Source organism: Rhizobacter sp. P2_D12, from assembly GCF_056404395.1.
In genome coordinates, this window is sequence record NZ_JBFUEB010000080.1 from 18,986 (window position 1) to 30,530 (window position 11,545).

Below are 11,545 nucleotides of genomic sequence, written 5' to 3' on the forward strand. Positions count from 1 at the left end.
GCTCAGACGGCGACCGGCGCCTTGATCGCCGGGTGGTGCTCGTAGCCCACGACCTCGAAGTCGTCGTACTCGTAGCCGAAGATCGAGTCCGGCTTGCGGCGGATCTTCAGCGTCGGGTAGGGGTGGGGCGCGCGCGTCAGCTGCAGCGCCACCTGCTCGGCGTGGTTGCTGTAGATGTGGCAGTCGCCGCCGGTCCAGATGAAATCGCCGACGGCCAGGTCGCACTGCTGCGCCACCATGTGGGTCAGCAGGGCATAGCTCGCGATGTTGAACGGCACGCCGAGGAAGATGTCGGCGCTGCGCTGGTAGAGCTGGCAACTGAGCTTGCCATCGGCGACGTAGAACTGGAAGAAGGCGTGGCAGGGCGCGAGCGCCATCTTCGGCAGGTCGGCCACGTTCCAGGCGCTGACGATGATGCGGCGCGAGTCGGGGTTGCTCTTCAGCGTCTTGATGACCTCGGCGATCTGGTCGACGTGGCCGCCATCGGGCGTCGGCCAGCTGCGCCATTGCACGCCGTAGACCGGGCCCAGGTCGCCGTCAGCGCGCGCCCACTCGTCCCAGATCGTCACGCCGCGTTCCTGCAGCCAGCGCGCATTGCCGTCGCCGCGCAGGAACCACAGCAGCTCCAGGATGATGGACTTCAGGTGCACCTTCTTGGTCGTCACCAGCGGGAAGCCTTCGTTCAGGTCGAAGCGCATCTGGTGGCCGAACACACTGCGCGTGCCGGTGCCGGTGCGGTCCGCCTTGAGCACGCCGTGCTCGTTGACGTGGCGCATGAAGTCTTCGTACTGGGAGCGGATCGGGCGGGTCACGGCGGGGCTTTCGTTGGAAGCCGTGATTATTTCATGCAGCCCGGATGCCCATCCGGGTCGGCCGCTCCCGGATTGGCATCCGGGCTACGAAACTCAACCCTGCCCCGGTTCGCGCAGGAAGAGCTCCACGCGACGGTTCTTCGCCCGGCCGGCTTCGGTGCCGTTGTCGGCCACCGGCTCGCGCTCGCCGTGGCCGGCGGTCTCGATGCGGCTCGCGGCGACGCCGCGCGTGCTCAGGTAGTCGCGCACGCTGTGCGCCCGCTCCAGCGACAGCGGATTGTTGATCGCGTCCGAACCGGTGTTGTCGGTGTGGCCGACGATGCTCAGGCGCACGTTCGGGTCGTTCTTCAGGCTCTCGGCGAACGGGTCGAGCACCGCGCGCAACTCGGGCTTGATGGTTGCGCTGCCGGTCGAGAACGAGACGTCGTTCGGCACGTTCAGCTTCAGCTGGTTGTCGGCGGTGCGGGTCACTTCGACGCCGGTGCCCTTGGTGGCCTGCTCCATCTGGGCGCGGCGTTCTTCCTGCCGCTTCGACCAGACGTTGCCGACCACCGCGCCGAGCGCGCCGCCGATGACCGCGCCGGTGCCGGCCTTGCCGCCGGTGACCGAGCCGAGCACGGCACCGGCCGCTGCGCCGGCGCCGGCGCCGACGGCCGTGCCCTTCTGGCGTTCACTCATGTTCTCGCAGCCGGCCAGCAGCACGGCAGCGGCGCTGACGGTGACGGCAGCCAGGCGCAAAGAGGTCAGGCGAAGAGCGGGGTGGGTGTTCATGTTGTTTCTCCTTCAAAGGGGGCACGAGCGGATGCAAAGTATCCGCCTCGCGAATGACAGGTTCTGTCGGACCGCAGTAACAGTTGATGTCGGCGTGTGCCTACACCACCTACAGGTCGAACTGCAGCGCCGCCAGCCGCGCATAGAGGCCGCCGGCCGCGGCAAGTTCCGCGTGCGTGCCGGTCTCGACGATGCGGCCGTGCTCCATCACGACGATGCGGTCGGCGCGCTGCACCGTCGCCAGGCGGTGCGCGATCACCAGCGTCGTGCGGTCCTTCATCGCCGATTCGAGCGCGGCCTGCACCATGCGCTCGCTCTCGGCATCGAGCGCGCTGGTGGCCTCGTCCAGCAGCAGCAGCGGCGGATTCTTCAGCATCGCCCGCGCGATGCTGATGCGCTGCCGTTGCCCGCCCGACAGGCGCACGCCGCGCTCGCCGAGGAAGGTCTCGTAACCCTCGGGCAGCGCGCTGATGAAATCGTCCGCGAACGCGGCGCGCGCCGCCGCCTTCACCTCGTCGTCGCTCGCGCCGGGCCGGCCGTAGCGGATGTTCTCCATCGCGTTGGCCGAGAAGATCACGCTGTCCTGCGGCACGATGCCGATGCGCCCGCGCAAGGCTTCGAGCGCGCAGTCCCTGACGCTCACGCCATCGACCGTCACGCGGCCTTCGGCCGCGTCGTAGAAGCGCAGCAGCAGCTGGAACACCGTGCTCTTGCCGGCACCGCTCGGCCCCACCAGCGCCACCGTCTCGCCGGGCCGCACCTGCAGCGTGAACTCGGCCAGCGCCGCATGCTGCGGCCGCGACGGATAGCGGAAGCCGATGTTCTCGAGGCTCACCGACGAGCCGCCCTGCGTGGCCGGCAGCGCCACCGGCTGCGCCGGCGACGTGATCGGCGAACGCGTGGCCAGCAGCTCCATCAGCCGCTCGGTCGCGCCGGCGGCGCGCAGCAGGTCGCCGTACACCTCGGCCAGCACCGCCACCGAGCTGACGAGGATGATCACGTAGACCACCGTCTGCCCCAGGTGCCCGGCGCTGATCTGCCCGGCGATCACCGCCTGCGTGCCCTGGTACAGGCCCCACAGCAGCGCGCCGAAGGTGGCGGTGATGATGAAGGCGACCAGCCCCGAGCGCACCCGCGTGCGGCGCACCGCGGTGGCGAAGGCGTTCTCGGTCGCGGCAGCGAAGCGCTGCGCCTCGCGCGCTTCCTGCGTGTAGCTCTGCACCACCGGCACCGCGTTCAGCACCTCGGCGGCGATCGCGCTCGAATCGGCGACCCGGTCCTGGCTGGCGCGCGACAGCTTGCGCACGCGCCGCCCGAAGTACAGCGACGGCAGCACCACGATCACCAGGATGCCCAGCACCTGCGTCATCACCAGCGGGTTGGTGATGACCAGCATCAGCATCGCGCCCAGGCCCATCACCGTGTTGCGCAGGCCCATGCTCAGGCTGGAGCCGACCACCGTCTGCACCAGCGTGGTGTCGGTCGTCAGCCGCGACAGCACTTCGCCGGTCTGGGTGGTTTCGAAGAACTCGGGGCTTTGCTCGACCACGTGGGCATACACCGCGCTGCGCAGGTCGGCCGTCACGCGCTCGCCCAGCCAGGTCACCATGTAGAAGCGCGCCGCCGAGAACACGCCGAGCGCCGCGCCCACGCCGAACAGCGCGAAGAAGTGGCCGCGCAGCGCCAGCAGCCGCGCGCCGGGCTCGGCCGCGACCAGCCCCTGGTCGATCAGCGACTTCAGCGCCGCCGGGAACACCAGCGTCGCCACCGCCGCCAGCACCAGGAACACCACCGACAGCGCGATGCGCCCCCAGTAGGGCCGCAGGAACGGCAACAGGCCGCGCAGCGACTTGACGTCGCGGGCCGGCGGGGGCGTGGCCGCATCGGCGGCAGAGGGCAGGGGAATGCTGGACATGATGAACCGTGAGCAGGACGCCACGGAATGTAGCACTGGGCAAATGCAGCCTTGACAATCAATGCCTGGGCAATTAAAGTCCAGGCATCGAGTCTGAGTGATACCCGCCGYGAGCCGACCCCTTGCCCCCGCTGAGTTCTATTCCTCGCAGGCGTATTGCGCCGAGGAGAGCGTCGGCTACCTGATGAAACGCATCATGCTGTCCATCAGCAGCCAGGTCGACGGCAAGCTGGGCGAGCACGGCCTGACCAGCGCGCAGTGGGGCCCCCTCTTCAAGATCCGGCAGTCCGGCCACGGCAAGGCCACGGTGGCCGAGCTGGCGCGCTGGCTGCAGTCGGATGCCGGCGCCACCACGCGGCTGCTGGATCGCCTGGAGAAGAAGGGCCTGTGCAAGCGCGTGCGCAGCACCGAAGACCGCCGCGTCGTCGAGGTCGAGCTGACCCCCGACGGCGAAGCGGCCATCGCCGAGGTRCCGGCCGTGCTGGCCGAGGTGCTCAACGCGCACCTGGCGGGTTTCTCGAAGACCGAATGGCAGGCGTTGCGGGTCTACCTGGAACGCATGCTGGCCAATGGCGACGCGATGCGCGAAGCCGCCGGCAACGCCGCCACCGCCAACACCCCCTGAACCGAACAAGACCGAACGAGGTGGACCATGTCGTCCCAATGCTTGCCTGAGCAAATACAGCCGAAACAATCATCTGACAGAAAGTCTGTTCTCATGTCCGCCCTGCATCAGCTTCCCTCCCTCGACACGTTGCGGCGTCACCGTGAGCTGCCGGCGCTGACCGCGCTGGTGGTGGCGTTGGCGTCGACGCTGGTGCTGACGCTGGCCGGTTGTGCCAGCACCAACGGCATCGCGCCGTCGGCGAAGCTGGTCGAGCCGGCGGCCGTCGGCCTGGCGGCTGATGGCGCTCCCGCCCCGGTGATCGGTGCCGACTGGTGGCAGGCCTTCGGCGACAGCACGCTGAACGGCCTGGTCGACCAGGCGCTGGCCGGCAGCCCGAACCTGAAGGCGGCGCAGGCGCGCATCGTGCGCGCGCAGGCCGCGATCGAGAACGTGCAGGCGAACGACGGCCTGCAGGTGACCGGCCAGTTCGACGCGACGCGCCAGCGCTTCACCGAAACCGGGCTGGTCCCGCCGCCGATCGGCGGCACGATGCAGACCACCGCGACGCTGCAGGCCGGCGCTTCGTGGGAGTTCGACTTCTTCGGCCGCAACCGCGCCGCGCTCGACGCCGCCCTCGGCACGCAGCGGGCGCAGCAGGCCGAGGTGCAGGCCGCGCGCGTGCTGCTGGCCGCCAACGTGTCGCGCAACTACGTGCAGCTGGCGCGGCTGCTGGAACAGCGCGACGTCGCCACGCGCTCGCTGAAGCAGCGCGACGACATCCTCGGGCTGATCCGCCAGCGCGTGCAGGCCGGCCTGGACACCACGGTCGAGCTGCGCCAGGGCGAAGGCTCGCTGCCCGAAACCCGCCAGCAGATCGAGGCGCTGGACGAGCAGATCGCGCTGGCGCGCCATGCACTGGCCGCGCTGACGGCGCAGGGCCCGAACGCGCTCGATGCATTGAGCCCGCGCCTGCAGCCGGTTCAGGCCGTGCCGCTGCCGGCCAGCGTGCCGGCCGACCTGCTGGGCCGCCGTGCCGACATCAGCGCCGCACGCTGGCGCGTCGAAGCCGCCACCAGCGACGTCACGTCGGCACGCGCGCAGTTCTACCCGAACGTCAGCCTGACCGGCTTCGCCGGCTTCTCGAGCATCGGCCTGGACAACCTGCTCAAGTCCGACAGCCAGCAGTACGGCATCGGCCCGGCGATCCGCCTGCCGATCTTCGACGCCGGCCGGCTGCGCGCCAACCTGCGCGGCAAGTCGGCCGACCTCGACGTCGCGATCGAGAGCTACAACGCCGCCGTGCTCGACGCGGTGCGCGACGTGGCCGACCAGATCAGCTCGCTGCAGTCGATCGAGCGCCAGCAGAAGGAACAGGCCAGCGCGCAGGCCTCGGCCGAAGCCGCCTACGACATCGCGACGCAGCGCTACAAGGCCGGTCTCGGCACCTACCTGGTGGTGCTGAACGCCGAAGCCAGCGTGCTGAACCAGCGCCGCCTGGCCACCGACCTGAAGGCCCGGGCCCTGGACACGCAGGTCGCGCTGATCCGCTCGCTGGGCGGCGGCTACACGACCCCGCCGGTGCGCAGCGCGCTCGCCAGCTGAACCAGACCGATCCGACGAACAACGCAAGATTTCTCCGGAGAACCTTTCATGACCTCCCCGCAAGACAACAACGCTTCCGCTCCCGCCGGCAACCCGGCCCGCAAGAAGGCGCTGACGGCCGTGGCCGCCGCCGTCGCCGTGATCGGCGTGGCCTATGGCGCCTACTACGCGCTGGTGCTGAACCACTACGAGTCCACCGACAACGCCTACGTGCAGGGCAACGTCGTGCAGCTGACGCCGCAGGTCGGCGGCACCGTGCTCGCGATCAACGCCGACGACACCGATTTCGTGAAGGCCGGCCAGCCGCTGGTGAAGCTCGACCCGGCCGACGCGCAGGTCGCGCTCGACCAGGCCGAGGCCCAGCTGGCGCAGACGGTGCGCGAGGTGCGCACGCTGTTCGCCAACAACTCGACGCTGAAGGCGCAGATCGCGCTGCGAGACGCCGACCTGGCCCGTGCGCAGGCCGACCTGGCACGTGCGCAGGACGACGTCACGCGCCGCGCCCCGCTGGTGGCCAGCGGCGCGGTCGGCAAGGAAGAGTTCAACCACGCGAACGCGACGGTCACCGCCGCCAAGAGCGCGGTGGCCGCGGCGCAATCGGCCTCGCTGGCCGCGCGCGAGCAGCTGACGTCCAACCAGGCCCTCACCGACAACACCTCGGTCGAGGAACACCCGAACGTGCAGCGCGCCGCGGCCCGCGTGCGCGAGTCGTACCTGGCGCTGCGCCGCGCCGACCTGCTGGCACCGGTCGACGGCTACGTCGCCAAGCGCAGCGTGCAGGTCGGCCAGCGCGTGCAGGCCGGCGCGCCGCTGATGTCGGTGATCGCGCTGAACCAGGTCTGGGTCGACGCCAACTTCAAGGAAAGCCAGCTGAAGAACCTGCGCATCGGCCAGCCGGTCACGCTGCAGGCCGACGTCTACGGCAAGAAGGTCGAGTACCGCGGCAAGATCGAAGGCCTGGGCGCGGGCACCGGCTCGGCGTTCTCGCTGCTGCCGGCGCAGAACGCCACCGGCAACTGGATCAAGGTGGTGCAGCGCGTGCCGGTGCGTGTCGCGCTCGACCCGAAGGAAGTCGCCGAGCACCCGCTGCGCGTGGGCCTGTCGATGGACGCCAAGGTCGACGTCAGCAACACCGACGGCAAGATGCTGGCCGACGTGCAGCGCACGAGCGCAGTGGCACAGACGGCGGTGTTCGACCTGGTCAACCAGTCGGCCGACGGCGAAGTGCGCAAGATCATCGCCAGCAACCTCGGCCATGCGCTGAAGAGCGACACCAAGGTGGCGCGGCGCAGCGAAGCGGCCGCCCCGGCACGCGCCGCCGAAGGCGAAACGGTGGCCTCGTCGGCCGTCGCCGCCGCGGTCAAGCTGACGCCGGTGAAGCAATAAGCGGAGTTCCTCGATGTCATCCACCACCGCCGATGCGGTGTCCGGCGCCGACGCGCCGGCCCCTGCGCCTGCTCCCGCCGTCCCGGCGCGGCCGCCGGCGGCCCACCCGCCGCTGACGGGCACCCAGCTGATCCTGGGCACGGTCGCGCTGTCGCTGGCCACGTTCATGAACGTGCTCGACAGCTCGATCGCCAACGTCTCCATCCCGGCCATCGCCGGCGACATGGGCGTGAGCCCGAACCAGGGCACCTGGGTCATCACCTCGTTCGGCGTCGCCAACGCGATCTCGGTGCCGCTGACCGGCTGGTTCACGCGCCGCTTCGGCCCGGTGCGGCTGTTCATGGGCAGCATCCTGCTGTTCGTGATCTCGTCGTGGCTGTGCGGCCTCGCGCCGAACATCGAGACGCTGATCGCCTTCCGCGTGCTGCAGGGCCTGGTGGCCGGCCCGATGATCCCGCTGTCGCAGACGCTGCTGCTGGCCAGCTACCCGGCCGCGAAGGCGGGCACCGCGATGGCGATGTGGGCGATGACGGTGCTGGTGGCGCCGGTGGTCGGCCCGCTGCTCGGCGGCTGGATCACCGACAACATCTCGTGGCCGTGGATCTTCTACATCAACATCCCGGTCGGCATCGTCGCGGCGATGTTCACCTGGTCGATCTACCGCACGCGTGACGCCGTGCCGCAGAAGGTGCCGCTCGACTACGTGGGCCTGGGCCTGCTGGTGCTGTGGGTGGGCGCGCTGCAGGTGATGGTGGACAAGGGCAAGGAGCTCGACTGGTTCCAGTCGAGCCAGATCGTGATGCTGGGCGTCATCGCGGTGGTGGGCTTCCTGTTCTTCCTGGCCTGGGAGCTGACCGAGAAGCACCCGATCGTCGACCTGCGGCTGTTCGCGCGGCGCAACTTCTGGCTCGCCACGGTGGCGTTGTCGGTGGGCTACGGGGTGTTCTTCGGCAACGTGGTGCTGATGCCGCTGTGGCTGCAGCAGTACATGGGCTACACCGCCACCTGGGCCGGCATCGCGCTGGCGCCGGTGGGCGTGCTGGCGATCCTGCTGTCGCCGTGGGTGGGCAAGAACATCGGCAAGATCGATCCGCGACGCCTGGGCACGGTCGCCTTCCTCGGCTTCGCGCTGGTGCTGTGGATGCGTTCGCATTTCAACACCCAGGCCGACTTCAACACCATCCTGGTGCCGACGATCCTGCAAGGCGCGGCGATGGCTTTCTTCTTCATCCCGCTGCAGGCCATCATCTTCTCGGGCCTGCAGCCGCAGCAGATGGCGGCCGCGGCCGGCTTGAGCAACTTCGTGCGGATCACGGCCGGCGCGATCGGCACGTCGATCTTCACGACGGCCTGGGAGAACCGCGCGGTGCTGCACCATGCGCAGATTGCCGAGACGGTGAACGGCAACAGCATCGCCGCGACGCAGACGCTGTCGAACCTCGGCGCGACCGGCTACAGCCCCGACCAGGCACTCGCGACGGTGAACCGGCTGGTCGACCAGCAGGCCTACACGATGGCGGCGACCGACCTGTTCTACCTGTCGTCAGCGCTGTTCATCCTGCTGATCGGGCTGGTGTGGATGACGCGGCCGAAGATGGGTGGCGCGGGCGGCGGTGGAGGCGGGGCGCACTGAGCGGGTGGCCGGAAGGTTCAGGCGGGATGCTGAAGCGGGATGGCTTGCTGGTAGCGAGTCCAACATCCGGGTTGCGGAGTCAGCGGTTCGATCGATCGATGGCAGGTGTCGAAGCCGGTCTGCGTCTGTTCTGTCGGGCCTGTTTCGGCAGGGCGGCCGATGGGTGCTGCCGGCTGTCGCGGCGTGATACGGGAACCGGCCATGTGCGGGCGTGAAGTTGCCAGGGATGCGCGTTGTGTGACGCGCGCCGGCTGAAAGTTCGGCGGCAGGCCCCAGACGTTCGAACCGATCTGTGCCGCGCTGGAACCGGGCGGGGGCGCCAGCCACTCAGCAGGGCCATCACAGCCAGAGATGTCGTGAGCGACCTGCAGACCCTCCTGGACGACTTCGCGCACCGCATCGGGTCATCGCCGATCCGCTGCCGCGACGGCGAGGCGCGCTTCGCCTGCGAGAGCCGGTTCGAGGTTCATCTCTTCGACGACACCGAGGCCCGGTGCCTGCGCATCGGCACCCAGGTCGGTCAGTCCTCGCGGGCGGTGACGGCGCACGACGCCTATTGGGCCTGCATCGCGCAGGCGCACCGCGACGATCCGCGCTTCGAGGTGGGCTGGAACCCGCACACCGGGGATCTGCTGGGCATGTCCAGCACGCCCGTGGAGGGGCTGGACGGCGATGGATTCGCGCAGTGGATCGAGGGCTTCCTCGACCGGGCCACGCAGGTCGCCGATGCCTGGCTGGCCGATTCGGGTTGGCAGGGGTTGCCGATGGACGATTGCCGGTGCTTCGCCTGATCCCGGATTGGCATCCGGGCTACGGCCTTGTTGAACGCGCGGGCCGAGCGCCGGCCCGCATCCCCCCGGGGGATCGACCGGTGTGCCCACCGGGCGAGGGGTGGTCAAGTCACACCGACGTATTGCCTGTACTGGCCGCGCCCGCCGTTCTTCGCGGCATACAACGCCTCGTCGGCATGCCGCATCGCCTCGGCGAGCGTCGTGCCGTGCGTTGGCCACACGGCAGCCCCGATGCTGCAGCCGACGCGGATGTTGCTGAGCGTGCGGTAGCTCATCGGCCGACGCATGTCGGTGACGATCCGGCCGGCCAGCGCGCGCGACAGCGCCGCACCTTCGCCGGGCGGGCAGGTCACCAGCACCAGGAACTCGTCGCCGCCGAGGCGGAACGCGAAATCCTGTTCGCGCGCCAGCTTGCGCAACCGCTTGGCCACCTGCACCAGCACCTGGTCGCCGGCCTCGTGGCCGTGGCGGTCATTGATCGGCTTGAAGCCGTCCAGGTCCAGGCACAACACGCAGACCTCGACGCGCGCCATCTGCACGTCCTCGGCCAGGCGTTCGGCCAGCTCGGCCAGGAAGCTGCGGTTCCACAGCCCGGTCAGCGGGTCGCGCAAGGCCTTCTGCTCGAGCGAATGGACGGTCTCGTCGCGGTCTTTCAGCGTGTCCTGCAGGCGCGCCACCGCGGCGGCGATCTGCTGCACGTCGTTGCGCCGCCGCGGCTGCACGCCCGCCCCACGCGGCGCGCCTTCGCTGCGCCGCAGCGTGTGGGCCAGTTGCTCCACCGGCGCCACCAGCCGCGCGATCAGCCCGCACGCGAGCAGCGCGCACAGCAGGCCGATGCCGGCGCTCCAGCCCCAGGCCGCCAGGCGCACGCGCTGCAGCGCGGCCTCGGTGGCCTCGCCCGGATCGCGTGCGACGACGCGCCAGTGGAAGCCCTTGAAATCCTGTGACGGCCGGCTCTCGGCCGCGGCGGTGATCGATTCGCGGCCGTCGCTCCACGGCTTGCTGCCCCAGCGCTCGTCGAGCGACTGCAGTTGCGCCGGCGCGAGGCTGGCGCCCATGCCGGGCTCGCGCGGACCGAGCAGCACGACCCCGTCGGCACCGTACACCGTCAGCTGCACGGCCGGCCCGCCGCGCGGGCTCAGCAGCGACTGGCGCAACTGGTCGGCCCATTGCCAGCTCAGGTGCAGCGCGATCACGCCGCCGAAGCTGCCATCCGGACGCTGGATGGGCGCGGCGACGTCGACGAACTTGACCGCCTCGCCGGGCGAATGCGGCGCGTACTGCGCCAGCATCACCGCCTCGTGCACGTCGCCGGTCCACAGCCCCTGCCGACCGTTCTGGAACGCCGGGCGCGCGGCGGCCGACTGGCCGAGCAGCACGTCGTCGGTGGCGGCGACCACCTTGCCGTCGGCGTCGGTGACGCCGATCCAGGCATAGGCCGGCAGCGTGGCGCGCAACCGTTCGAGCGCGGCGCGCACCTCGGCCGGCGCGGTGGCGCCGCGCAGCACGTCGAGCTGCGACAGCAGCCGCACGTCGCGCACGCGCTCGGCCATCTCGTGCGACAGCCGGTCGGCCATGTTGCGTGCCGTCTGCAGCAGCGCGGCACCGGTTTCCTCGCGCACCTGGTCGGCGGCGCGCTGCGACCACAGCTGGCCCACGGTGAGCGACAGCGCCATCAGCAGCACGCAGGTCAGTGCCTGCGCCTGCAGGCGCAGCGGCCAGTGACGGGGGCGGAGGAGGCGGTTCACGCGCGGATTGTCCGGCGCGGCGCGTGCCGGCGATACGCGGAAAAACACGCCTGCGTGCCCGCAGATCCGCCGATCGCGGTTGAGGCTACGATGCCGCGTCCCCCCGAACCGGAGTGCTGCGATGACCCTGACTTCCCGCCTCGTGCGCCTGTCGCCGGCCGCCGCCGCGCTGGCGCTGGCCGCCTGCGCCAACGTGCCAAACCCGTTCGGCGGCGGCACGCCGGCTGCACCGGGCGGCGCCGAGACGCCGGCGGCCGCGGCGCCGCCCGCGGCCCCGGCC

General features: G+C 70.3%; 9 protein-coding genes. 5 read left to right on the plus strand and 4 right to left on the minus strand.

Annotated features, from left to right (window positions below):
* Nucleotides 1-2 precede the first annotated feature (2 nt).
* From AC1DYN_RS23335 to AC1DYN_RS23345, 3 genes are all read right to left on the minus strand, one after another.
* Nucleotides 3-812 carry a thymidylate synthase gene (locus AC1DYN_RS23335; RefSeq protein WP_477963501.1) on the minus strand — a complete coding sequence of 270 codons (810 nt, stop codon included), beginning with the start codon at nt 810-812 and terminating at the stop codon, nt 3-5.
* Nucleotides 813-905: 93 nt separating this feature from the next.
* Entirely contained in the window at nt 906-1,583 is a 678-nt protein-coding gene (locus AC1DYN_RS23340) for a YiaD family glycine zipper/OmpA-like lipoprotein (protein WP_477963502.1), read from the minus strand.
* Nucleotides 1,584-1,692: 109 nt separating this feature from the next.
* A complete protein-coding gene (locus tag AC1DYN_RS23345) occupies nt 1,693-3,498 on the minus strand; it encodes an ABC transporter transmembrane domain-containing protein (protein ID WP_477963503.1) in 1,806 nt (601 codons plus the stop codon).
* A gap of 184 nt (nt 3,499-3,682) precedes the next feature.
* Between AC1DYN_RS23345 and AC1DYN_RS23350 the strand changes: the two genes are divergently transcribed.
* The 5 genes from AC1DYN_RS23350 (at nt 3,683) to AC1DYN_RS23370 (ending at nt 9,517) form a co-directional block, all read left to right on the plus strand.
* Nucleotides 3,683-4,123, plus strand: coding sequence for a MarR family winged helix-turn-helix transcriptional regulator (locus AC1DYN_RS23350; RefSeq protein ID WP_477963504.1), 441 nt, complete (start codon nt 3,683-3,685; stop codon nt 4,121-4,123).
* 93 nt (nt 4,124-4,216) lie between these two features.
* Nucleotides 4,217-5,707 carry an efflux transporter outer membrane subunit gene (locus AC1DYN_RS23355; RefSeq protein WP_477963505.1) on the plus strand — a complete coding sequence of 497 codons (1,491 nt, stop codon included), beginning with the start codon at nt 4,217-4,219 and terminating at the stop codon, nt 5,705-5,707.
* Between the two features lie 48 nt (nt 5,708-5,755).
* Complete coding sequence (locus AC1DYN_RS23360) at nt 5,756-7,093, plus strand: EmrA/EmrK family multidrug efflux transporter periplasmic adaptor subunit (RefSeq protein ID WP_477963506.1); 1,338 nt, start codon at nt 5,756-5,758, stop codon at nt 7,091-7,093.
* A gap of 13 nt (nt 7,094-7,106) precedes the next feature.
* Nucleotides 7,107-8,726: a DHA2 family efflux MFS transporter permease subunit gene (locus AC1DYN_RS23365; protein ID WP_477963507.1), complete on the plus strand. Its 1,620-nt coding sequence runs from the start codon at nt 7,107-7,109 to the stop codon at nt 8,724-8,726.
* 356 nt (nt 8,727-9,082) lie between these two features.
* Nucleotides 9,083-9,517: a type III secretion system chaperone family protein gene (locus tag AC1DYN_RS23370; protein ID WP_477963508.1), complete on the plus strand. Its 435-nt coding sequence runs from the start codon at nt 9,083-9,085 to the stop codon at nt 9,515-9,517.
* Between the two features lie 104 nt (nt 9,518-9,621).
* On the opposite strand, the gene AC1DYN_RS23375 is transcribed toward AC1DYN_RS23370, so the two are convergent.
* Nucleotides 9,622-11,265: a diguanylate cyclase domain-containing protein gene (locus tag AC1DYN_RS23375; protein ID WP_477963509.1), complete on the minus strand. Its 1,644-nt coding sequence runs from the start codon at nt 11,263-11,265 to the stop codon at nt 9,622-9,624.
* Nucleotides 11,266-11,545: the final 280 nt, after the last annotated feature.